The organism is Streptomyces sp. XM4193 (assembly GCF_023072595.1).
In the GTDB taxonomy this organism is placed as follows: domain Bacteria; phylum Actinomycetota; class Actinomycetes; order Streptomycetales; family Streptomycetaceae; genus Streptomyces.
Genome location: NZ_JALLGK010000006.1, coordinates 354661 through 376714 on the forward strand (window position 1 = coordinate 354661; position 22054 = coordinate 376714).

The following is a 22054-nucleotide window of genomic DNA, read 5'->3' on the forward strand; positions in this document are numbered from 1 at the left end:
ATGACCGAGAACACCACAGCAGCAGACACCTCCCGCGCCTACATCGCGGCGATCGACCAGGGCACCACCTCCAGCCGCTGCATCATCTTCGACAAGGACGGCCGCACTGTCGGGGTCGACCAGAAGGAGCACGAGCAGATCTTCCCGAAGCCGGGCTGGGTGGAGCACAACGCCGCCGAGATCTGGACGAACGTGCAGGAAGTGGTCGACGGAGCAGTGCGCCAGGCGGGCATCTCCGCCGACGACGTACAGGCCATCGGCATCACCAACCAGCGCGAGACCACGGTCCTGTGGGACAAGAACACCGGCGAGCCGGTGCACAACGCGATCGTGTGGCAGGACACCCGCACCGACGCGATCTGCCGGGAGCTCGGCCGCAACGTCGGCCAGGACCGCTTCCGCCGGGAGACCGGGCTCCCGCTCGCCTCCTACTTCGCCGGCCCCAAGGTCCGCTGGCTGCTGGACAACGTCGAGGGGCTGCGCGAGCGCGCCGAGCGCGGCGAGATCCTCTTCGGCACCATGGACTCCTGGGTCATCTGGAACCTCACCGGCGGCACCGAGGGCGGCGTGCACGTCACCGACGTCACCAACGCCTCCCGCACCATGCTGATGAACCTGCGCTCCATGGACTGGGACGCCAAGATCTGCTCCTCGATGGGCGTGCCCACCGAGCTGCTTCCGGAGATCCGCTCCTCCGCCGAGGTGTACGGGACCGCGGCCGGCGGCGTGCTCGCCGGCACCCCGGTCGCCTCCGCGCTCGGTGACCAGCAGGCCGCGCTCTTCGGCCAGACCTGCTACGCCGAGGGCGAGGGCAAGTCGACCTACGGCACCGGCACCTTCCTGCTGATGAACACCGGTCACACGCCGATCAACTCCTACAACGGCCTGCTGACGACGGTCGGTTACCAGATCGGGAACCAGAAGCCGGTGTACGCGCTGGAGGGTTCCATCGCGGTGACCGGGTCGCTGGTGCAGTGGATGCGCGACCAGATGGGCCTGGTCTCCACCGCCGCCGAGATCGAGACCCTTGCCAGCACGGTCGAGGACAACGGCGGCACGTACTTCGTCCCCGCGTTCTCCGGGCTGTTCGCCCCGTACTGGCGTCCCGACGCGCGCGGCGTGATCACCGGCCTCACCCGGTACGTGACCAAGGCCCACCTGGCCCGCGCCGTCCTGGAGGCGACCGCCTGGCAGACCCGGGAGATCGTCGACGCGATGACGAAGGACTCCGGGGTGGAGCTGACCGCGCTCAAGGTCGACGGCGGCATGACCTCCAACAACCTGCTCATGCAGCAGATCTCGGATGTCCTGGACACCCCCGTGGTCCGTCCGATGGTCGCCGAGACCACCTGCCTGGGCGCCGCCTACGCGGCCGGTCTGGCCGTCGGCTTCTGGCCGGACACCGACGCGCTGCGCGCCAACTGGCGCCGGGCGGCCGAATGGACCCCACACATGGACGCGGCCGTGCGCGACCGCGAGTACAAGAACTGGCTCAAGGCCGTCGAGCGGACCATGGGCTGGATCGAAGAGGAGAACTGATCGCAATGAACACCCTGCCCCGCGTCCCGTCCCTGGGGACGCATCCGACTGCCGGTACCGGCCCCGACCGCGCCGAAACCAGGGAAGTGCTCGCCGGTGCGCACTTCGATCTGCTGGTCGTCGGCGGCGGCATCCTGGGCACCTCGGTCGCCTGGCATGCCGCGCAGTCGGGGCTGCGGGTGGCGATGGTGGACGCCGGCGACTTCGCCGGCGCCACCTCCTCCGCCTCCTCCAAGCTGGTCCACGGCGGTCTCCGCTACCTCCAGACCGGCTCGGTCAAGCTGGTGGCGGAGAACCACCACGAGCGGCGAGTGCTCGCCAAGGACGTGGCACCGCACCTGGTCAACCCGCTCACCTTCTATCTGCCGGTCTACAAGGGCGGGCCGCACGGCGCCGCCAAGCTGGGCGCCGGCGTCTTCGCCTACTCGGCGCTCTCCGCGTTCGGCGACGGAGTCGGACGGGTCATCTCGCCGTCCAAGGCCGCCGCCGACAACCCGGGGCTGCGCACCGAGAACCTCAAGGCGGTGGCCGTCTACGGCGACCACCAGATGAACGACTCACGGGTCGCGATCATGACGGTGCGGGCCGCGGTGCAGTCGGGGGCGGTCGTCCTCAACCACGCCGAGGTCACCGGCCTGCGCTTCACCGGCGGCCGGGTCACCGGCGCCGAGCTCAAGGACCGGGTGGACGGCGCCGAGTTCGGCGTCAACGCCCGGCTGGTGCTCAACGCCACCGGCCCCTGGGTCGACCACCTGCGCAGGATGGAGAACGCAGGCGCCGACCCGAGCATCCGCCTCTCCAAGGGAGCCCACGTCGTACTGCGCCGCAAGGCGCCGTGGCGGGCGGCGATGGCCACTCCGATCGACAAGTACCGCATCACCTTCGCCCTCCCCTGGGAGGACCAGCTGATGCTCGGCACCACCGACGAGATGTACGAGGGCGATCCCGCGAACGTCGACGCCACGGACGCCGACGTCGACCAGATCCTGGACGAGGCCGCGGTGTCGGTGAAGGACGAGCACCTCTCCCGCGATCTGATCACCTACGCCTTCGCCGGTCTGCGGGTGCTACCCGGCGGTCCGGGCGGCGTGGAGTCGGCCAAGCGGGAGACGGTGGTCTCCGAGGGCCGGGGCGGCATGCTCTCGGTCGCGGGCGGCAAGTGGACGACGTACCGGCACATCGGACGCACCGTCATGAACCGCCTGGCCAAGCTGCCCGGAGCCCCGCTGGTCGACGACATGGAGCCGGTGCGGTCGCTGCCGCGACGGCTGCCCCTGCCGGGCGTCGCCAACCCCAACGCGGTGGCCCACCGACTGCTGGTGGACCGCGAACCGGACGGCGGGATCGACGTGTTGACCGCGCGTCACCTCGCGACCCACTACGGTTCGCTGGCGTTCGAGATCGCCCGGCTGGTCAGCGAGGACCCCGCCCTCGGGGAGCGCATCCACCCCGACGGTCCGGAGATCTGGGCGCAGGCGGTGTACGCCCGCGACCACGAGTGGGCGCAGACCGCCGACGACATCACCCGTCGGCGCACCACGCTGACGGTGCGGGGGCTGGACACCCCCGAGGTCCGCGCCCGTATCGAGGAGCTGCTGGAAGCCCGCTGAGGCTCCGGCGAAAGTCGCGACCGGTCCCCCGCCGGTCGTGGCACGGGCCCGTGCGGCGGACCGCCTCCATCGAGGCGTCTGCCCCGCACGGGCCCGTCGCCGTGCCCGCGGCCGTCGCGGGCGCGGGTGCGCGGGCGTGCGGGCGCGGGCGTCGCGGGCGTGCGGCGGGTGCCGTACTTTCGTGCGGCGGTCCGCTGCGTCGCCGGTACCCGCCGGGCCTGCGGCCCGATCCGTACCGCGCTCGACGCCGCGGGCTGCAACGAGGGGCCCCGCACGCCGTAGGCTGGGCGGGCAAACGATACGTAGGTGAGCCGTACGGGGCGGAACGCGCAGCGTCGCCCCTACCGGCCGGAAGGAGGCGCTGGGTGATCGAGCTCGAGGGGATGCCCGAGCTGGTCGACCCGGTCATGGTGGCCGCGTTCGAGGGCTGGAACGACGCCGGCGACGCCGCCTCCGCCGCGGTCGCACATCTGGACCGGGAGTGGAAGGGCGAGGTCTTCGCCGCGCTGGACGCGGAGGACTACTACGACTTCCAGGTCAACAGGCCGCACATGTGGCTCGACGGCGGGGTCCGCAAGGTCACCTGGCCCACGACCCGGCTCTCGGTGGTGCGCACCGGCGGCGACAAACCCCGTGACCTGGTGCTGGTCCGCGGTATCGAGCCCAGCATGCGCTGGCGCTCGTTCTGCAACGAACTGCTGGGGTTCGCCCACGAGTTGGGCGTCGAGATGGTCGTGGTGCTCGGCGCGCTGCTCGGGGACACACCGCACACCCGCCCGGTTCCGGTGACCGGAATGACCTCCGACTCCGACCTGGCCAGGACCATGCAGCTGGAGGAGTCCAAGTACGAGGGGGCGACCGGCATCGTCGGCATCCTCCAGGAGGCGTGCACCCACGCGGGGGTGCCGGCGCTGAGCCTGTGGGCCGCGGTGCCGCACTACGTCTCCCAGCCCCCGAACCCCAAGGCCGCGCTCGCGCTGCTCAACAGGCTGGAGGATCTGCTGAGCGTGCGCATTCCGCTCGGTGAGCTCACCGAGGACGCGCGCGCCTGGCAGTTGGGCGTCGACCAGCTCGCGGCGGAGGACAGCGAGGTGGCCGAGTACGTCCAGGCGCTGGAGGAGGCGCGGGACACCGCCGAGCTGCCGGAGGCCTCGGGCGAGGCGATCGCCCAGGAGTTCGAGCGCTATCTGCGCCGCCGGGACGGTTCGCCCGGCGGCCGGGCCGCCGAGAGCGGGTACAGCGGTCGCACCCGCCGAACCGCGCGCTCCCCGGAGGAGCCCGCTCCCGGTGGGGACGCCGATGCCCGTCGCACGGACGAGTCGACCGCCGCCGAGGACTCCGGCCGGGACAACGCCTCCGCCCCGAAGGACGGCCCGCGCAGGAAAGCCGGCCCGACGCCCGACGGCGACTCGGCGCCGGACAAGACCTCGGCGACGGAGGAGGACTCCGCGACGGACGGGGACCGGACACGGGACGAGGACCCGGACGGGGACTCCCGCGACGGGGACCGGGCGGACGCCGAGGGCGCCGGGCACGGCGAGCACGACGGCGACAGCGGCGAGGGCCAGGGCGACGGCGACCAGAGCGACGGGTCGGGCGAGGGAGGCCGGGGCGGGTCGGACACGACCGGCTGAGGCCCGCTCAACTCCCGTCCACCACCCGCGGGTTGGGCGCGACAGGAGCGGCGCACGAAACGTGGCGCCGGGAACACGGCCCGGGAGACATGGCGCGGCGCGCGGGGCCCCGCACCGCCGGGTGCGCCCGCGGACAAGTGCGGAACGACCTACCGGTGTACGGCGCGGCTGCGGACAGTCGCGCCGTACACCGGCGGTGGTTCAGAGCGCGACGCCGAGCAGCGCGTCCACCGCGCGCGAGACCAGTCCCGGGGCGCCCTCGTCGGAGCCGCCTTCGCGCTCCTGCAGGTCCGCCCAGCGGTCGACCGCGGCCAGCGCGGCCGGGGTGTCCAGATCGTCGGCCAGCGCTGTGCGCAGCTCCGCCAACAGGCCGTCCGCGGACGGGCCGTCGGGCCGGGAGACCGCGGCGCGCCACCGGTCGAGCCGGGAGGTGGCGTCGTCGAGAACGGACTCGGTGTACTCCCAGTCCGCGCGGTAGTGGTGCGCGAGGAGGGTGAGGCGGATCGCCGCCGGGTCCACCCCGTCGCGCCGCAGTGCGGAGACGAAGACGAGGTTGCCCTTCGACTTGGACATCTTCTCGCCGTCCAGCGCGACCATTCCGGCGTGCACGTACGCCTTGGCGAAGGGGTGTTCCCCCGCCAGTGCCTGGGCGTGCGAGGCACCCATCTCGTGGTGGGGGAAGGCCAGATCGGAACCGCCGCCCTGGATGTCGAAGCCCATGCCCAGGTATCGCAGTGCGATCGCCACGCACTCGATGTGCCAACCGGGGCGGCCCCTGCCGAGCGAGGCGCCGTCCCACTCCGGCTCGCCCTCCCTGGCGGCCTGCCACAGCAGGGGGTCCAGCGGGTTCTTCTTGCCCGCGCGCTCGGGGTCGCCGCCGCGCTCGGCCGAGAGCAGTCGCATCGCCTCGGCGTCCAGCCCGGAGACCTCGCCGAAGTGCGGGTCCGCCTCGACGGAGAAGTAGGTGTCACCCTCCAACTCGTAGGCGGCGCCCACCTCTCGCAGCCGCTCGACCAGCGGAACGATCCAGTCGATCGCCTCCACCGCGCCGACGTACTCCTTCGGCGGCAGCATCCGCAGCGCGGTCATGTCCTCGCGGAAGAGCGCCGTCTGTTCGGCCGCGAGGTCCGTCCACTCCACTCCGGTGGCCTTCGCCCGCTCCAGCAGAGGATCGTCGACGTCGGTGACGTTCTGCACGTAGTGCACCTGGCGTCCCGCGTCCAGCCAGATGCGCTGGACGAGGTCGAAGGCGTTGTAGGTCGCCGCGTGCCCCAGGTGGGTCGCGTCGTACGGCGTGATGCCGCAGACGTAGAGGCGGGCGACGGGACCGGTGTCGGGGGTGACCCTGGTGCCGGTCGCGGTGTCGTGAATCCTCAGGTCGCGGCCCTGACCAGGCAGGGCGGGGACCTCGGAAGCAGGCCAGACATGCATGGACACGAGCGTAACCGGATGGGTGTTCCAGGTACGAACGGGAGCCGGTCACAAGGCCGGTAAGGCACTCTTGCGCCGACGGCGCCGCTGTGCCGCGTTCCTCGGGTGCCGGGGGCGGTTTGCGCCGCACAGCCAGGGTGCCGGCCGTCGCCCTACACCGGCGGCCAGGGGATCGCCGGCCAGTCGCCGCTCGGCAGCGGGTGCCTGCCGGAGGAGACAAGTGCGGCGACGCGCTTGCGCAACGCCTGGATCTCGGCCTCGCTCAGCAGTCCGTCCAGACGCTCGGTCAGCGCGCCCCCGTGCTCCGCGAGCGCACGGGAGAGCTCGCGGAGTGCGACGGTCGCCTCCTCGGGCAGCGGCTCCCCGGCCCAACCCCACAGCAGGGTCCGGAGTTTGTCGTCCGTGTGAAAGGTCACTCCGTGGTCGATGACGCTCAGCCGCCCGTCGGGCCTCGGCAGCAGGTGCCCGCCCTTGCGGTCGGCGTTGTTGATCACCGCGTCCAGCACGGCGGTGCGCCGCAGCCGCTCGTCGTCGGCGTGCACCAGGAGTGCGGTGCGCTCCGCTCCCGACTCGTCGGGTACGGCCGCGAAGCCGATCGCCTTCCACCCGGGCCCGGGCTCCTGGGCGTCCACCAGCGCCAGCAGCTCGCCGAGCCGCCCGAACCCGCCCGGCGCGTCGGCGCTCTCCGGCCCCGCGGCCCCGTGGGGCTCCGCGTCCGCCGCCGGGTCCGCGTCCCTCTCCGGGTCCGCGTCACCGTCCGGCCCCGCGCGCCCGTCGGGTCCCGGCCGCTCGGCCGAGGCGGGCCGGCCCGGGCGGGGGCCGATCCACTGCTGGCACATCCCTCTGCCGTGCGGTCCCTCCCGCAGAACGGTGGGAGGGACCAGGTCCCAGCCCATCGCCCGGCACACCTCGTAGGCGGCGACCTCGCGGCCCGCGAGGTCCCCGTCGGGGAAGTCCCACAGCGGGCGCTCCCCGAGCACCGGCTTGTACACGCAGTCCAGTTGCTCCCCGCCGCGGGCCACCGTGGCGAACAGCACCGCGTTCGAGGCGTTGGGAATGCGGCCGTGCACGGTCAGTACGCCCTCGGCGAGCAGCGCGGGGACGGTCAGTCCGCGCTCCTGCGGTAGCCGTTCTGACGCGGGCATACGTGTCCTTCCGGGTCGAGCGGGAGGCTGCACAGCGGGCACGGCGGGCGGCCCGCGTTGACGACGTCGATGGCCCGCTTGGCGAACGCCCGCGCCATGTCGCCGGTGATCCGCACCCGGAGCATCGGCGGGCCGTTCTCCTCGTCCTGGAGCAGCCGCTCCTCGGCGTCCGCGAGGTCCTCCTCGGAGTCCGCCTCCAACTCCACCAGCGCCTGCGCCTCGATCACCATGCGATCGCTCTCGCCGTCCCACGCCAGCGCCATCGTGCCGACGCGGAACTCCTCGTCGATCGGCGCCTCCAGCGGATCGGTGTCGGGCGAATCCGCGGCCACCGCCGGGACCGGGGCGTCGCCGCCGCTGCGGCGGACCACCTCGTCCAGCAGCTCGTCGATCCGCTCCGCGAGCGCCTCCACCTGGGCCTTCTCCAGGGAGACGCTGGTGGTGCGCCCCGCACTGGTCGCCTGCAGGAAGAACGTACGCCGTCCGGGAAGGCCGACCGTGCCGGCGACGAACCGGTCCGGGGGGTCATAGAGAAAGACCTGACGCGACACGTCCTACTCCAACAGCTGGGCTACGGGGATACAGCGGCACCCTACTTGTCGCGCCGATCAACTCGCCCACGCACCGGGGGAACCCGGCTACCGACCACCCCCGACGGCCGCCTGCGAGCCCTGGGAACCGCCCCGATCGGACTGCTCCGGCGCGCTCTCCCCCGCCGGCGGCGCGAGCGAGCCGAGGTCGCCCGTCTCGCCGAGCCGGACCACGTAGGGCCGTGTCGGGGTGTAGCGGACGGCGGTGACCGAGCAGGTCTCGACCGCGATGCGCTGGAAGAGGTCCAGATGCATTCCGAGGGCGTCGGCGACCACCGATTTGATGACGTCGCCGTGGCTGCACATCAGATAGACCGCTTCCGCGCCGTGCTCGGACTCGATCCGCGCGTTCCACTCGCGCACCGCCTCGACCGCGCGCTGCTGCATGCCGCGCATCGACTCGCCGCCCGGGAAGACGGCGGCGCTGGGATGCTGCTGGACGGTGGCCATCAGCGGCTCCCCGCCGAGCCCGGCGAGATCGCGGCCCGACCACTGGCCGTAGTCGCACTCGTTGATCCGCTCCTCGATCTCCACGGCCTGGCCCCGCTGCTCGACGAGCGGTGCGAGCGTCTGGCGGCAGCGCAGCATCGGACTGCGCACGACGGCGGCCAGCGGGATGCCGGACAGTCTGTCGGGGAGCGCGCGGGCCTGCTCCGCGCCGAGGGCGTCGAGTTCCACCCCGGGGGTGCGGCCTGCGAGCACTCCGGAGGTGTTGGCGGTGGACCGTCCGTGCCGGACGAGGAGGAGCGTGGGCATGTCTGCCAGCGTACGGCCGGGCTCTCGCGGCGCGGAGCCCTCCGGCGCCCGTAACTCCGGGACGGGTGCGAGCGTTGTGCCCCGTGACGGCCGTGGCGGGGAGACCCCGAGCCCCCACCACGGCCGTGGGACTTCACTCTTTCCGGGCCAAAACTCCTCCCGGGTTCCGGGCCGAAACTCCTCCCGGGCCGGTCCTCGCGCGGGACCTCCGCCCCGCTGCATTCGCCGCGCCCGGCCGCGGCGCTCGCGAACCGCTTGCGCAGCACCGGACTTCGGCTGCTCGCGCGGGGCACCGTGCGGCTCAGGCCGTGCCGGACCGCTCCAGCGCCTCCACACCCGCCCGCAGTGCGGCGATCCGCTCCTCCAGGCTGAAGCCCGCCGGCGCCAGCGACAGGGTGCCGACACCCGCCTCCGCGTACGCGCGCATCCGGTCGGCGATGCGGTCGACCGGGCCCAACAGCGTGGTGGAGTCGATGAGTTGCTCCGGCACGGCGGCGCCCGCGGCCTCCTTCTCGCCCGCCAGGTACTTCTCCTGGATCTCGGCCGCCTCCTGCTCGTACCCCATGCGCTGGGCGAGGCGGTTGTAGAAGTTCTGCTTGCGGCTGCCCATACCGCCCACGTAGAGCGCGGTGTAGGGACGGAACATGTCGGCCAGCGCGCTGACGTCCTCGCCCACCGCCATGGGGACCGTCGGGCAGACGTCGAAGCCCTCCAGCGTCTTTCCGGCCTTCTCGCGGCCCGCGCGCACCGGGCCGAGCGTCGTCGTCTCGGCGTGCTCGGGGGCGAAGAGCACCAGCAGCGCACCGTCGGCGATCTCGCCGGTCTGCTCCAGGTTCTTCGGGCCGATCGCCGCGATGTAGAGCGGAATGCGCTCGCGCTCCGGGTGCACGGTGAGCTTGATCGGCTTGCCCGGGCCGCCCGGCAGCGGCAGTGTCCAGTGCTCGCCCTCGTGGGTCAGCCGCTCGCGGGCCATCGCCTTGCGGATGATCTCCACGTACTCGCGGGTGCGGGCGAGGGGCTTGTCGAACTTGACGCCGTACCAGCCCTCGGAGACCTGCGGGCCGGAGACGCCCAGTCCCAGCCGGAACCGGCCGCCGGAGAGCGCGTCCAGCGTGGCGGCGGTCATCGCGGTCATCGCGGGGGCGCGGGCGGGGATCTGGAAGATGCCCGAGCCGACGTCGATGCGTTCGGTGTGGGCGGCCACCCAGCTGAGCACGGTGGGGGCGTCCGAGCCGTACGCCTCCGCGGCCCAGCAGACCTCGTAACCCAGCCGGTCCGCCTCCTTGGCCACCTCCAGGTTGTCCCGGTCCATGCCGACACCCCAGTAGCCGAGGTTGATGCCGAGCCGCATGAGGGCTCCTCTCGTCGTTGAGCCTTACCCATCAGTAACGTTGCTGCCCCTGGGACTGTAGCGACTGCCCGAACTAGTCTCAACGCCCATGGAGCTAAGGCAACTGGGGCGCACCGGCCTCCGTGTCTCCAGGGTCGGCCTGGGCACACTCACCTGGGGCAGGGAGACCTCCGACCAGGAGGCGGCGACCCTGCTGAAGACCTTCTGGGAGGCCGGCGGCACGCTGGTCGACACCGCCGACGTCTACGCGGACGGCGGGGCCGAGTGCCTGCTGGGGCGTCTGATGGAGACCCTCATCCCACGACGCGACCTGGTCATCGCGACCAAGGCGGGCTGCGTACCCGACCCCCAGCGGCCCACCGACGGTTCCAGGGGCCATCTGCTGGCGGCGCTCGACGCCTCCCTGCAACGGCTGGGCACCTCGTACGTGGACCTGTGGCAGGTGCACGCCTTCGATCCGCACACCCCGTTGGAGGAGACGCTCCAGACGGTCGATCTCGCGGTGCGCAGCGGACGGGCCCGGTACGCCGGGGTGTGCGGGTTCAGCGGCTGGCAGCTCGCGAAGGCGGCCACCTGGCAGTTGGCCGGGGGCGAGTCGCGGATCCGGCTGTCCGGTGCGCAGTTGGAGTACTCGCTGCTCCAACGCGGCCCGGAGCGCGAGGTGTTGCCGGCCGCGCTGGACCTCGGCGTCGGTCTGCTGCCGTCCTCGCCGCTGGGACGCGGGGTGCTGACGGGCAAGTACCGCGAGGGCGCCAGGCCGCAGCACTCGCGCGGAGCGTCCGAGCGCATGGCCGGATTCGTCGGCCCCTACCTCGACGCCGCCTCGGAACGGGTGGTCGAGGCCGTGCGCACCGCGGCGGACGGACTGGCCGTCAGTCCGCTGCACGTGGCGCTCGCCTGGGTCCGCGACCGGCCCGCGGTCGCCGCCCCGCTGGTCGGCGCGCGCACCGCGAAGCAGCTGGGACAAGCGTTGTCAGTGGAGGCACTTACGCTTCCTGACGAGATAACCAGGGCGCTGGACGACGTGTCGGCGCCCGAGCACCGCTATCCCGATCAGGACTGGAGCACGCAGTGACCACTCCTCCCCCGACTTCCGGCTCCGGGGCCGGGCCGAGCGACGCCGCCCGACCGCCGAGCGACGGCGCGGCGGCAGGCACGGCGGACGGCGAGGCAGGCACCGCCGAAGAGCGGAGCGCGCCGAGCGGACGGGCCGCCGAGCTGATGGCGGCGGTGCGAGCGGTGGAGAGCGGGGAGCGCTCCGCGACCGACTTCTTCGCCGCTCCCGCGCCGCCGCCCCGTACGGCTCCGCGCGCCGCACCGTCTGCGGCCCCCGCCGCGCCGCACGCCGCCGCGCCGCAGGAGGTGCCCGGCGAGGTCCACGAGCTGTTGGCGCGCGCCGGCGCCCCGGCCGCGCTGGCCGCCCCGGTGGTGCTCGCGCTCGGCCCGCGGGCGGCGGAGGTGCTGCTGGAGGACCCGTGGCAGCTGCTGCTGGTTCCCGGCGTGCGACCCGAGCAGGCAGACGCGTTCGCCCGGGCGCTGCCCGGCGAGGAGCACGGGCCGGACAGCCCCGCGCGGGGCCGGGCGCTCGCGGTGTGGCTGCTGGCCCGGGCCGCCCGCCAGGGCCACACGGTGCTCGAAGTGAGCGCGCTGGCGCAGCAGTTGGCCGCCTTCTCGGTGAGCGAGGCGGAGGCCGCCGTGTACGCCGCGGCCGAGGAGGGCCTGCTGCTCGCCTTCGCTCCCGAGCAGCCCCCGGCGGACGGCACTCGGGCGGGCAGTGCGGGCAGTACGGAGGCGGGCAGTGCGGAGGCGGACGGCGAGGGCGGTGTGGCGGAGCCCGCGGGCCCGGTGCTGGTCGGTCTGGAGCGCTGGGCGCTGGCCGAGGAGAGCCTCGCCGAGGGCGTACAGCGGCTGTTGACCACCTTCGCCCCGGACACCGAGGGCCGTGAGGAGTGGGAGAAGGCGGCAGCGTCCGTCTCCGGGCCCTCCGCCCGCGAGTTGATCGGCGCGGTCGCCGGCGCGGCGCTGGTGCTGCACTCCGGCGGCGAGAGCGCCAAGGCCGAGCCCGCCGCGCTGGCGGGTGCGGCTGCCGCGCTCGGGCTGCGCGTCTGTGTGGCCGCGTGGAGCGAGGAGGACCGCGAGCGGCTGGGGACAGCGGCCACCGACGGGTCGGTGCGCGAGGACGCCTGCACCGCGGTCACCGTCGCCGGACTGCTCGGCGGGAGCGAGGGGCCCGGCCGGGACGAGGAGGGCTGCTTCACCGTCGATCTGCTGATCGTCACCGACGCGGGTCTGCTGGGCACCGAGACGGCCGCCGCCCTCGTCGAATCGCTGCCCGAGGGCGCGCGGCTGGTGCTGAGCGGCGATCCGCAGCTGCTCGGTTCTGCGGGCGCGGGGCAGGTGCTGGCCGATCTGTTCGCCGCGCGGATCTGCCCGCAGGTCGTCTCCCGCACTCCCGACCCTGGCCCGCTCGGCGAGTTGGTGTCGAGCATCGGGATCGGTGAGCTGCCCCGGGTGGAGGCGCCCGACCGCGAGGTGGTGATCGTGCCGGTGCGGGACGCGGGCGAGGCGGTGCACCGCACCGTGCAGCTGGTGGCCGATTCGGTGCCGCGGGCGGTCGGCGTGCCGGCCGAGCAGACCCAGGTCGTCACCGTCGGCCCGGAGGGCGGCGCGGGCGCCAGGTCGCTCAACGCCGCGCTCAAGCAGCGTCTCAACCCCGGCCCCGGCGCCTTCGACGGCTTCGACGCCGGGGACCGGGTGCTGCACACCCCGCAGCCGGGCCGCTCGGTTCCCGCCACCGTCCTCGGCGCCGACGAGAGCGGTCTGCGGTTGGAGTGCTTCGGCCAACAGATCACCGTGCCCAGGGAGTTGCTGGCGGAGACCGTGCGGCACGGCTGGGCGATCACCGCCCACCAGGCTGCCGGCAGGCGTTGGCCCGCCGCGGTCGTCGTGCTGCCGGGGGACGCGGGTGCGCTGCTGGACCGCCGCTGGGTCTACACCGCCTTCGGGCGCGGCGCACGGCACGTCTCGGTCGTCCAGGGGCTCGGCCCCGAGCTGGACCGGATCGTTGCGGAGCGGCCCAGCACGACGCGCCTCACCCGGCTGCGGTCCCTGCTCAATGCCCAGCGGGCGGAGCAGCAGCGAGCGGAGCAGCAGCCGGCGGAGCAGTAGCCGGCGGGCGTCCGGGTCGGGTCACCGCGGTGACCCGAGCCCGGCCCGTCGAGCGTGCGAGCGGGGCCGGTGCGGCGGCCGTACGACCCGGTGCGGCGCTCGGCTCGCCCGACCCGTCCGGCCCCAGCAGCCCCGGGAGTTCAGTGCCGGCGGTCCCGGGAGTCGTAGAGCTCGTCCTCGTCGAAGACGGAGCTGACGTCGAAGCGGCAGATGACGCGCTCCGGGTCGGCGGCGTCGAAGGGCGCGCTCAGCCACTCCCCCGCCTCGGCCGGCTCGTCCGCCGCCAGCACCCAGAGCGTGGAGTCGCCCTCCTCCAGCCCGAACTCCTTGTGCCTGGTGGAGATCTCGTCCGGCTCGAACTCCCCGAACAGCACGCCGAGCGCGGCGTGCACGCTGCTGCCGGCGTCCTCGCCGTCCTCCTCCTCGGCGTCGACCGAGTCGGGATCGAGTTCGCTGATGCGCCGTGCCTGCGCGAGCAGCCGCAGCGGCTCGGCGACGGTGTAGTCCCGGCGCACCAGAACGCTCACCGCGCTCGGGTCGTCCGGCCCCATGTACGGCGGGAGGCTGTCCGCGCCGGGGATCTCGAACGGCGTGACCTCGTCGTGGGCGTCGTAGAGCAGCGCGTCGTACACCTCGCCGGCGGCGGCCAGTTCGTTGAAGGCCGCGTAGACGGCGGCGTCCTCCTCGGGGCCGGCGGCTTCGGAGCCGTCCCGTTCCTCGATGGCGTCGAGGTGACGGTCCAGCGCGGTCTTCAGGGCTTCGACGGCGGCTCGTACCTCGGCAGCGGCGGGCTGCGCAGCATCAGACATACAGCAGACGCTATCCGCAACGGGGCCCCGCCCGCACAATAGATGCGATGCCGGAACACAAGAATCGTCCGGCAGGCTCCGGCCCGACCCGCCACCGAGCCCCGGAGAGCCGTTCGCAAGCCCTCCCGGAGCAGCCGGTCGCTGATCCGGCGGACACGGCCGGCGCGCACGGCTGCCGGACACTGCAAGCGGACACGACGGGCCGGCATGCTTTCGGCCACTGTCCGGATCGCGCAGACTTGGCCCCGGCCGGCACGTGTACCTTCGCCCGGACCGGGAGAGTCTGAGGGAAGGTGCCGAGAAGCTGGACGATCTCCTGCGACGTCTCTACTGGCCCAGCGCGGGACGACCCGAGCGGATCGTGGTCGCACGTCTTCGCACTGGGAGAATGGATCGGTTTCACGTTCGATGCCGGAATACGAGTTTCGCGATGTGTACGTCCCCCGAGGTGTCTCCCGGAGCGCCGCGACGCGTCTGCTCACCGAGCACGCCGAGTACGGGCACTGGGAGCTGGACAGGTTGCGGCTGCATCCGGACGGGAGTCGGCGGGTGCGACTGCGCCGGCGGATCATCCGTCAGCTGCGCGCGACCTGGTGAGGCAGGAGCGCGGACAGCGGAAGCGGGCCCCGCGACTGCGGGACCCGCTTCCGGTGTGCTTGCGGGCGCCGCGTCCGTTGCCGGCCGGGCGCGTCCGCGACGCCGGTTGTGTCAGCGCTGGGCGACGCGGCCCCGCCTGAACAGCACATAGCCGCCGAGCATCATCGCGACGGCCACGGGAGCCGCAGCGCCGAGGGCCGGGGCCCCGGTCTGCGCCAGCTCGGGCTGCGACTGCTCGGTCTGGGGCTCGACGACCCGCTCGGGGGTCTCCTTCTCCGGAGTCTCGGGCTTCTCGGGAGTGGGCTTCTCCGGGTGCTCCGGCTTCTCCGGCTTCTCCGGGTGCTCCGGCTTCTCGGGGGCCGGCTTCTCGGGGGTCGAGTCGTTGACGCACTCGTTGCCGATGGCCGGGTTCAGCGCGCCGACGACGTTGATGCTGTTGCCGCAGGCGTTGACCGGTACGTCGACCGGGACCTGGACGTTGTTGCCGGACAGCACGCCGGGCGAACCCTTGGCGACGCCCTGGGCCCCGGCGCCGCCGGAACCGCTCTCGTTTCCGCCGCCGGACCGCGTCTGGGTGGCGGAGGAGTCAGAGCCCTGGGCGGCGCGCTGCTCGCCGTGGCCGCCCTTGTGCGAGCTGTCGCTCACGTTGGCGCAGAAGTTGCCCACGGCCGGGTTCAGGAGTCCGATCACGGACACCGTGTTCCCGCAGATGTTCACCTGCACGTTCACGGGTACCTGGACGTTGTTGCCGGACAGCACACCGGGAGAACCCTCGGCGACTGACTGGGCACCCGAGTCCGCGTACGCGGTACCGCTCGCCAGTGCGAGCACGCCGCCCGCGGCGGCAACGGACACCAAGCTCTTTCTGGTGACCTGTCGCATGGTTGTTTCCTGCCTTATCTGCTTGCGAATACGCGAGCGGGGCGCGGCATTGCGCCGGCAGTCGCACCTGCTCGCCCGGAACCCGGCGACCCCGGAGCGCATGGCGCGCGCTCCGGGGTCGCGGCGTTAATCCCTGTGGGATCGAGTCAACAGATCTCAGTCGTTGACGCAGGTGTTGCCGAAGGCGGGGTTCAGCAGCCCGATGACGCTGATGGAGTTGCCGCAGACGTTCACGGGCACGTGGACCGGAACCTGGATAACGTTGCCCGACACGACGCCCGGGGAGTGCACAGCGGCACCCTGCGCGCCGGAGTCGGCGACAGCGGCACCCGCGCCGGCGAGAACCAGACCACCGGTGGCAGCCGCGGCGGCGACGACCTTCTTGAGCATTTTTCCTCCTAGTTGGCAAAGCGATCCAACCTGCGGACCGCATCACGTGTAACGAGGAGTACGGGGGCGGGCTACGACCTGCCGCCGCGATTCACTCTTCCTGAGTAAGCACGCACACCCGCCCGAATTCGCCTGCCGTGCACGGCACTTCGGCCCCGGGCCGGTCCGCCGCGGGCCTCACGCCTGGTCGAGGAAACGGTCCAGGACGCGTACGCCGAACTTGAGCCCGTCCACCGGTACCCGCTCGTCGACCCCGTGGAACATCCCGGCGAAGTCCAGCTCCGGCGGCAGTTGGAGCGGGGCGAAGCCGAAGCACCGGATGCCGAGGTCGTCGAAGTGCTTGGCGTCCGTACCGCCGGAGAGCATGTACGGCACCGCGCGGGCGATCGGGTCCTCGGCCCGCAGCGCGTTCTGCATCGCGTCGACCAGGGCTCCGTCGAAGGTGGTCTCCAGCGCACGGTCGGCGTGCTCGTCCACCCGCTTGACCCGCGGACCGAGCACCTTGTCCAGCTCGGCGAGGAACTCCTCCTCGTGGCCGGGCAGGAAGCGGCCGTCGACATGCGCGGTGGCCTGGCCGGGGATGACGTTGACCTTGTAGCCGGCACCGAGCTGGGTCGGCGCGGCGGTGTTCTGGAGCGTGGCGCCGATGATCTTGGCGATGCCGCCGAGTTTGGCGAGCGTCTCCTCCATGTCCTCCGGGTCGAGCTCGGTGCCGAGCGCGTCGGAGAGCTCGTCGAGGAAGGAGCGCACGGTCTTGGTCATCCGGACCGGGAACTTGTGCCGGCCGAGACGGGCGACGGCCTCGCAGAGCTCGGTGATGGCGTTGTCGTTGTTGGTCATCGAGCCGTGGCCCGCGGTCCCCTCGACCGTCAGGCGCATCCAGTGCATGCCCTTCTGGGCCGTCTCCACGAGGTAGAGGCGGAGGTTCTCGTTGACGGTGAAGGAGAAGCCGCCGACCTCGCCGATCGCCTCGGTGACCCCCTCGAAGCGGTCGCGGTGGTGGTCGACCAGGTGCCGCGCCCCGTAGAGGCCGCCCGCCTCCTCGTCGGCCATGAACGCGAGCACCACGTCGCGCGGGGGCTTGCGCCCGCTGCGCATCCGCTCCCGCACGACCGCCAGGGTCATGGCGTCCATGTCCTTCATGTCGACCGCGCCGCGACCCCACAGACAGCCGTCGGCGATCTCGCCGGAGAACGGGTCGTGGGTCCAGTCCGCCGCGTTCGCCGGGACGACGTCGGTGTGACCGTGGATCAGCAGCGCGGGGCGGGAGGAGTCCTCGCCCTCGATGCGGGCCACGGTGGACGCCCGCCCGGGGGCGGACTCGAAGATCTCCGGATCGAGGCCGACCTCGGCCAGCTTCTCGGCGACGTACTCCGCCGCCGCGCGCTCGCCTCTGGCCTCCCCGCCGCCGAAGTTGCTCGTGTCGATCCGGATGAGATCCCGGCACAGGTCGACGACCTCGTCCTCACCTGTGATGTTCCCACCGGCCGAAGGGCCCGATGCGCTCACGCTGCCTCCCTGAAGTAGCTTCTCGCCCCATCCTCCCGCTTTCCCCCGCACCGCCCAAGAGCACCCGTGATCGAGGACGTCGATCGCAGTGTTATCGTTGACCGCGTCGCAGGCCAACGGCCTGTGGACCACCGGTCCGGGTGGCGGAATGGCAGACGCGCTAGCTTGAGGTGCTAGTGCCCTTTATCGGGCGTGGGGGTTCAAGTCCCCCCTCGGACACAGCAGAGCGGCCGGTCGGGAGAGATCCCGACCGGCCGCTTCGTCGTGCGCCGGGAGCCTTTGCTCAGCGCTGGCGGGCGAGCAGCTTCACCGGTTCGGCGGGGCGCGGCAGCCGGGCGGCGCGCGGGCCGGCGAGGTGGCGCCGCACGTCGCGCACCAGACGCTCGGCGGTGAACGTCGCGCCGTGGACGAAACGCATCGCCGGTCCGAACGCGGGTGCGGCGAGCAGCCCGGCGAAGTAGAGCCCGGGGAGCGAGGACTCGAAGCCCGCGCCCAGCTTCGGTGCCCGGCCCGCTCCCAGCTTCCGGATCGCCGCCCGGGTCGCCGGGTTGAGCAGCGTGAGCCGGTCCAGGTCGGGTGTGAAGCCGGTGGCCGCGACCACGTGGTCGGTCTCGATCCGCTCCCTGCCGCCGTCGGCGGTGCGCAGCTCCAGCCCGACGCGGCGCCCGCGCAGTGCGGCGCTGCGCAGCACACGTCCCAGCCGCACCGGTACGCGGTCCTCGCAGCGGTCCCTCAGCCACCAGGCGCCGGCCGGGCCGAGCGCGCGGTCGGCGATGCGCAGCCGCGCAGCAGCCGGCAGTGCGCGCACCGCCCAGGGTGCCTCGGACCAGACCCAGCTCGGCCAGCCGGTGCCCAACCCGCAGTGGGGGTCGCGCAGTCGGCGCACCAGCGGGCGGTCCAGCGGCTGCGGCACGGTGTTCCAGGCCAGTGCGCGGGAGCGGGCGACGATGCGGGGGCGCGCGCCCTCCTCCGCCAGCAGGGTCGCGGTCTCGAGCGCGGCCTGCCCGGCGCCCAGGACGGTGACGTCCAGATCGCGGAAGGCGGCCGGATCGCGCAGATCGCTGCTGTGCGAGACATACTGCGCGGGCAACTCCCGCACCTCTTCGGGGAGATGGGTGAACGGCAGCACACCGACGGCGAGCGCGACGGTACGGGTGTAGATCACCTCTCCGTCGTCGGTGCGGGCCTGGTAGTGGTCGAGGTAGGGCCGCACCGAGGTCACGGTGCGCTCCTCGACCGGCGGCACCGCCTGCTGGGCGAACCACAGGCCGTAGCGGGTGAAGGTGTCGATCGGCAGCGGTCGGCCGTGTTCGGCGGCGACTCCCCGGTCGGCGCAGTAGGCGGCGAGCGTGTGCACGGCGGCGGGGTCGGAGAGGTTGGAGGACCAGGGCTCGGACTTCAGGTACATCCCGCGCGGCATGTGGTCGCGCCAGGCGGCCATGGGACGGCCGAAGATCCGTACCCGCAGCCCCGCACCCGCGGCGTGCGCGGCGATGGACAGGCCGTAGGGGCCGGCGCCCACGACTAGCAGGTCATGCATCGGTGTTCTCCTCCTGGAGGTGGTGCCGCCCGGTGTGCGTACCGGGACGGACGGATCGGGACGGGGCGCGGCGGGAATCCGCGGCGGGCGCTCCGGTCTCCCCCGACGCCCCGGACGCCCCTGACGCCCCGGGGAGGCGGGGGCGCGGCGCCCGCAGCGCGGGGTCGGCGGGCGCGCGCCTCGCGGTTGCCGGCGCACGCCGGCCCGGGCCGCGCCCGGCGCTGCGGGTGCGGGACGGCGGGCCGTCCGGCCGGCTGCGCCGCAAGGCCCTCCGGAGCCGGCCCAACAGCCGTGCGGCCAGGCGACGTTGAAGCGCCGCGAGCAGCGCGAGGAACGGCAGCGGATCGTCCCGTGCGTACCAGGCGGTCTCGCGACCGGCCGCGCGCGGAAGCCGACCGGCCGGTCCGGAGCGGCGCACGGGGGCGAGGAGGGTGGCGGCGAGGGCGTACTGCTCGACCACCAGCCGCCGTCCCGGCACCGGAATGTGCACGGGCACGGGGTGGCCGCTGAGGTCGAGGTGGGCGGCGCGCACGACGTCGAGGCCGTTGACGTCGGTGAAGAGCCGGAACTGCGCGCCGGGGCGGGGGTTGAAGTCCAGCAGGTGGTACGTGTCGCCGGCGGCCTCGTGGCGGAAGTCCAGATCGAGGATGCCGCGGTAGCCGATGGCGGCGGCGAAACCGGTGGCGATCCGTTCGAGGCGGGGGTTGGGGACCCAGCGGCCGGTGGCGGTGAGCCCGGCCGACAGCGGCCAGCAGCGTTCCTTCCGGCCGGTGCCGCCGGCCAGCAGCCGGCCCGTCGCGTCGATGTAGCCGTGGAAGAACCAGTCGCAGCCCGGCCCCGCGGGCAGCCGGCGCTGGAGCAGCAGCCGGCCGCCACCGGCCGCCCCGCGGGCACCGCTGTTCCGGGCCGCGGCCTCGCCCGGCCCGTACGGCGTGCGGGCGGCACCGGCCTCGTGGAGCGCGTACGCCTGGCGGGGCTCGTGCAGCACGGTCGTGCTGCGCAGGCCGGAGCCCGGGGGCAACAGCCAGGGCCTGCTCCACTTGGCGACCACCGGCAGTCCGAGTTCGCGGGCGGCGCGCGCGGCCTCGGGGGCGCTGCGGGGGCTGCGGGTCTCCGGGTGGGCGATGCCGTGCTCGGCGCAGAGCGTGGCCAACTCCCCCTTGTCCGCCACCCGTTCGAGCAGCCCGGGGTCCGGGCGGGGCAGCAGGTAGTGGCCCGCGAGGTGCTCGGAGAGCCGGGCCACGGCGAGCGCGCCGCGGTCGTCCAGGGGCAGGAGTACGGCCGGTCGGCCGATCTCCGCCGCGATCTCACGCAGTCGGCGCAGCAGTTGGACGGTCCCGGTGGTGCCCTCGGGTCCCGGGCGGTGGACGCGGGTGAGGTGGCGGGAGCGTCCGAGCGGGCCGACCGGGCCGTCGAGCAGCACGTGCGTCTGGACACCGGCACGCCCAAGTGAGCGGACGGCGGCGAGAGTTCCGTGGTGGAAGGGGTTCGCGTCGAGACGCAGCAGCAGTGCGGGCACCGGGTTGTCGTACGACGGCATCGCGTCGGTCCTTCACGTCAATGGGCCGGGTGGGGGACACATTCCTCGAATGGGCTACGGGGCGCAGAACCGAACAGCCCATTAGGGCGATCGGCTGATTACGTTCAGTCGTGCGCCGAACGGTGCAACAGCCGGTCCGGAAGGAGTCCCACATGACCCAGAGGCGTCGCTGGTTGACGGGCGGCTGCGCGGTGGTCGCGGCAGCCGGTCTGCTGTTCGCGGGCCCGTACGACCTCGACCGTGACCGGGACGGGCTCGGTGAGACCCGCAGCGACGCGGCTCCCCCGCCGAACACGGCGAACCCACCCGGCGGGCCGGCGGTCGCGCCGGGCGGGCCGAGGACGGGCGGCGGACAGCAGCTCTCCGGCGCGGTCGGCGCCTTTCTGGCCTCCGGGCCGGAGACCATTCCGCGCATCGGCGCGATGGAACGCTGGCTGGGCGACTCGGGGCTGCGCGTGGGACACACGTACCTGCCGGGCGATCTGTGGTCCAACATCGAGGGCACACCGGGGCTGCTGGAGGGCTGGGCCCGCTGGCGGCAGGAGAAGCAGGACCGGCTGTTCGTGCTGAACGTGCCGATGCTGGAGCGCAACGAGGAGAACGTCCCCGACCACGAGGTGCGCGCGCTGCTCCGGGCGGGCGCCGACGGGCGGTTCGACCGGCACTTCGAGAAGCTGGCCCGGCACCTGGTCGACCTCGGTGTGCCGGACACCATCGTGGTGCTGGGCTGGGAGATGAACGGTACGACCTACACCCACCGCTGCGGGCCGGACCCGGAGGCGTGGAAGGCGTACTGGAAGCGCATCGTCGGCACCATGCGCGCCGTGGAGGGCCAGGACTTCCGCTTCGACTTCGCCCCCAACCGGGGCACCGACGACATCCCGTGGACCAAGTGCTACCCGGGCGACGACGTCGTCGACATCATCGGCATGGACTCCTACGACCAGCCGCCGGGCGAGGACTTCGACGACCACGTCGACCAGCCCTACGGCCTGCGGCACCAGGTCGAGTTCGCCGCCGCCCGCGGCAAGCCGATCTCCTACCCGGAGTGGGGCCTCTTCCGCAACGGCGACAACGAGGAGTACATGCGGCGGATGCTGGACTGGATGAAGCAGCACCGGCCGCTGTACCAGACCATCTCCGACTACTGCCCGCACGGAGTCTGGCAGTGCTCGGAGAACCCGCGCTCGGCGGCGATCTTCCGCAAGGAGATCGCCGAGCGGCTGGTCGAGGACGCCGGGCGCGAGGCAGGCGGGCGCCCCGAGCCGTCCGCCTCCGGCGCCGCCCGCTGTCCGACGCTGCCGCTGCACGAGTGGGCCGGGCGCGGTGACGAACAGGGCTGCGCACGACCGGAGTTGCCGGCCGAGAGCCCCGGGGCGGGCCGCCGGGACGCCTCCGACTGAGCCCGCGCACCCGGCCGGTGCGGCTCTGCGCCCGGGCGTCGGCCGCACCCCGCCGGGGGCGGGCCGACCAGCCGGGCGCGGCGCCGCCTCGCGCCGGCCGACCGGCCGCCGGTCGGCCCCGTACGGACCGTCCGGAAGCAGGTCGGCCCCGTCCGGACCG

The 22054-nt window shown here is 73.2% G+C and carries 18 protein-coding genes and 1 tRNA gene; 8 read left to right on the plus strand and 11 right to left on the minus strand.

The window, feature by feature from the left end:
• The 3 genes from glpK (at position 1) to MTQ01_RS18370 (ending at position 4783) form a co-directional block, all read left to right on the plus strand.
• Positions 1-1539 carry a glycerol kinase GlpK gene (gene glpK / locus MTQ01_RS18360; RefSeq protein WP_247491677.1) on the plus strand — a complete coding sequence of 513 codons (1539 nt, stop codon included), beginning with the start codon at positions 1-3 and terminating at the stop codon, positions 1537-1539.
• Positions 1540-1544: 5 nt separating this feature from the next.
• Positions 1545-3149 (plus strand): glycerol-3-phosphate dehydrogenase/oxidase, encoded by a 1605-nt coding sequence (locus MTQ01_RS18365; RefSeq protein WP_247491679.1) that lies wholly within the window; start codon positions 1545-1547, stop codon positions 3147-3149.
• A 365-nt stretch (positions 3150-3514) separates the two neighbouring features.
• On the plus strand, positions 3515-4783 hold the full coding sequence (locus MTQ01_RS18370; protein WP_247491681.1) for a PAC2 family protein: 1269 nt from the start codon (positions 3515-3517) through the stop codon (positions 4781-4783).
• Between the two features lie 201 nt (positions 4784-4984).
• Here MTQ01_RS18370 and mshC read toward each other — a convergent pair whose 3' ends face one another.
• The 5 genes from mshC to MTQ01_RS18395 form a co-directional block, all read right to left on the minus strand.
• Positions 4985-6214 carry a cysteine--1-D-myo-inosityl 2-amino-2-deoxy-alpha-D-glucopyranoside ligase gene (mshC, locus tag MTQ01_RS18375; protein WP_247491682.1) on the minus strand — a complete coding sequence of 410 codons (1230 nt, stop codon included), beginning with the start codon at positions 6212-6214 and terminating at the stop codon, positions 4985-4987.
• A 152-nt stretch (positions 6215-6366) separates the two neighbouring features.
• Complete coding sequence (locus MTQ01_RS18380) at positions 6367-7359, minus strand: SCO1664 family protein (RefSeq protein WP_247491683.1); 993 nt, start codon at positions 7357-7359, stop codon at positions 6367-6369.
• A complete protein-coding gene (locus tag MTQ01_RS18385) occupies positions 7320-7910 on the minus strand; it encodes a DUF3090 domain-containing protein (RefSeq protein ID WP_247491684.1) in 591 nt (196 codons plus the stop codon). Before MTQ01_RS18385 ends, MTQ01_RS18380 begins: the two co-directional genes overlap by 40 nt.
• Before the next feature lie 87 nt (positions 7911-7997).
• Complete coding sequence (locus tag MTQ01_RS18390) at positions 7998-8705, minus strand: histidine phosphatase family protein (RefSeq protein WP_247491685.1); 708 nt, start codon at positions 8703-8705, stop codon at positions 7998-8000.
• A 301-nt stretch (positions 8706-9006) separates the two neighbouring features.
• Positions 9007-10056 (minus strand): LLM class F420-dependent oxidoreductase, encoded by a 1050-nt coding sequence (locus MTQ01_RS18395; protein WP_247491686.1) that lies wholly within the window; start codon positions 10054-10056, stop codon positions 9007-9009.
• Between the two features lie 88 nt (positions 10057-10144).
• Between MTQ01_RS18395 and MTQ01_RS18400 the strand changes: the two genes are divergently transcribed.
• Positions 10145-11131: an aldo/keto reductase gene (locus MTQ01_RS18400; RefSeq protein WP_247491687.1), complete on the plus strand. Its 987-nt coding sequence runs from the start codon at positions 10145-10147 to the stop codon at positions 11129-11131.
• Positions 11128-13224, plus strand: a complete 2097-nt coding sequence (locus tag MTQ01_RS18405; RefSeq protein WP_247491688.1) for an ATP-dependent RecD-like DNA helicase — start codon at positions 11128-11130, stop codon at positions 13222-13224. Before MTQ01_RS18400 ends, MTQ01_RS18405 begins: the two co-directional genes overlap by 4 nt.
• Before the next feature lie 140 nt (positions 13225-13364).
• Here the strand turns inward: MTQ01_RS18405 and MTQ01_RS18410 are convergent, their stop codons facing one another.
• Positions 13365-14033, minus strand: coding sequence for a hypothetical protein (locus MTQ01_RS18410; RefSeq protein WP_247491689.1), 669 nt, complete (start codon positions 14031-14033; stop codon positions 13365-13367).
• 408 nt (positions 14034-14441) lie between these two features.
• On the opposite strand from MTQ01_RS18410, the gene MTQ01_RS18415 reads away from it, so the two are divergent.
• On the plus strand, positions 14442-14630 hold the full coding sequence (locus MTQ01_RS18415) for a DUF5703 family protein (RefSeq protein ID WP_211041498.1): 189 nt from the start codon (positions 14442-14444) through the stop codon (positions 14628-14630).
• A gap of 111 nt (positions 14631-14741) precedes the next feature.
• Here MTQ01_RS18415 and MTQ01_RS18420 read toward each other — a convergent pair whose 3' ends face one another.
• The 3 genes from MTQ01_RS18420 to MTQ01_RS18430 all read right to left on the minus strand — a co-directional run bounded on the left by MTQ01_RS18420 (position 14742) and on the right by MTQ01_RS18430 (position 17411).
• A complete protein-coding gene (locus tag MTQ01_RS18420; RefSeq protein WP_247491690.1) occupies positions 14742-15512 on the minus strand; it encodes a chaplin in 771 nt (256 codons plus the stop codon).
• Between the two features lie 156 nt (positions 15513-15668).
• On the minus strand, positions 15669-15902 hold the full coding sequence (gene chpH, locus MTQ01_RS18425) for a chaplin ChpH (RefSeq protein ID WP_247491691.1): 234 nt from the start codon (positions 15900-15902) through the stop codon (positions 15669-15671).
• A 177-nt stretch (positions 15903-16079) separates the two neighbouring features.
• Positions 16080-17411: a M20/M25/M40 family metallo-hydrolase gene (locus MTQ01_RS18430; protein WP_247491692.1), complete on the minus strand. Its 1332-nt coding sequence runs from the start codon at positions 17409-17411 to the stop codon at positions 16080-16082.
• A 134-nt stretch (positions 17412-17545) separates the two neighbouring features.
• Here MTQ01_RS18430 and MTQ01_RS18435 point away from each other — a divergent pair.
• Positions 17546-17630, plus strand: a tRNA-Leu gene (locus MTQ01_RS18435).
• 64 nt (positions 17631-17694) lie between these two features.
• On the opposite strand, the gene MTQ01_RS18440 is transcribed toward MTQ01_RS18435, so the two are convergent.
• Complete coding sequence (locus MTQ01_RS18440) at positions 17695-18951, minus strand: NAD(P)-binding domain-containing protein (RefSeq protein WP_247491694.1); 1257 nt, start codon at positions 18949-18951, stop codon at positions 17695-17697.
• On the minus strand, positions 18944-20491 hold the full coding sequence (locus MTQ01_RS18445) for an ATP-grasp domain-containing protein (RefSeq protein ID WP_247491696.1): 1548 nt from the start codon (positions 20489-20491) through the stop codon (positions 18944-18946). The genes MTQ01_RS18440 and MTQ01_RS18445 overlap by 8 nt, the downstream gene beginning before the upstream one ends.
• Positions 20492-20643: 152 nt before the next feature.
• On the opposite strand from MTQ01_RS18445, the gene MTQ01_RS18450 reads away from it, so the two are divergent.
• Positions 20644-21894 (plus strand): glycoside hydrolase family 26 protein, encoded by a 1251-nt coding sequence (locus MTQ01_RS18450; RefSeq protein ID WP_247491698.1) that lies wholly within the window; start codon positions 20644-20646, stop codon positions 21892-21894.
• Positions 21895-22054: the final 160 nt, after the last annotated feature.

Bases quoted from the DNA above. Each gene is read 5' to 3' on its own strand.
- glpK (WP_247491677.1), top strand. From the start codon at position 1: ATGACCGAGAACACCACAGCAGCAGACACCTCCCGCGCCTACATCGCG.
- MTQ01_RS18365 (WP_247491679.1), top strand. From the start codon at position 1,545: ATGAACACCCTGCCCCGCGTCCCGTCCCTGGGGACGCATCCGACTGCC.
- mshC (WP_247491682.1), bottom strand. From the start codon at position 6,214: ATGCATGTCTGGCCTGCTTCCGAGGTCCCCGCCCTGCCTGGTCAGGGC.
- MTQ01_RS18380 (WP_247491683.1), bottom strand. From the start codon at position 7,359: ATGCCCGCGTCAGAACGGCTACCGCAGGAGCGCGGACTGACCGTCCCC.
- MTQ01_RS18390 (WP_247491685.1), bottom strand. From the start codon at position 8,705: ATGCCCACGCTCCTCCTCGTCCGGCACGGACGGTCCACCGCCAACACC.
- MTQ01_RS18395 (WP_247491686.1), bottom strand. From the start codon at position 10,056: ATGCGGCTCGGCATCAACCTCGGCTACTGGGGTGTCGGCATGGACCGG.
- MTQ01_RS18400 (WP_247491687.1), top strand. From the start codon at position 10,145: ATGGAGCTAAGGCAACTGGGGCGCACCGGCCTCCGTGTCTCCAGGGTC.
- MTQ01_RS18410 (WP_247491689.1), bottom strand. From the start codon at position 14,033: ATGTCTGATGCTGCGCAGCCCGCCGCTGCCGAGGTACGAGCCGCCGTC.
- MTQ01_RS18415 (WP_211041498.1), top strand. From the start codon at position 14,442: ATGCCGGAATACGAGTTTCGCGATGTGTACGTCCCCCGAGGTGTCTCC.
- MTQ01_RS18420 (WP_247491690.1), bottom strand. From the start codon at position 15,512: ATGCGACAGGTCACCAGAAAGAGCTTGGTGTCCGTTGCCGCCGCGGGC.
- chpH (WP_247491691.1), bottom strand. From the start codon at position 15,902: ATGCTCAAGAAGGTCGTCGCCGCCGCGGCTGCCACCGGTGGTCTGGTT.
- MTQ01_RS18440 (WP_247491694.1), bottom strand. From the start codon at position 18,951: ATGCATGACCTGCTAGTCGTGGGCGCCGGCCCCTACGGCCTGTCCATC.
- MTQ01_RS18445 (WP_247491696.1), bottom strand. From the start codon at position 20,491: ATGCCGTCGTACGACAACCCGGTGCCCGCACTGCTGCTGCGTCTCGAC.
- MTQ01_RS18450 (WP_247491698.1), top strand. From the start codon at position 20,644: ATGACCCAGAGGCGTCGCTGGTTGACGGGCGGCTGCGCGGTGGTCGCG.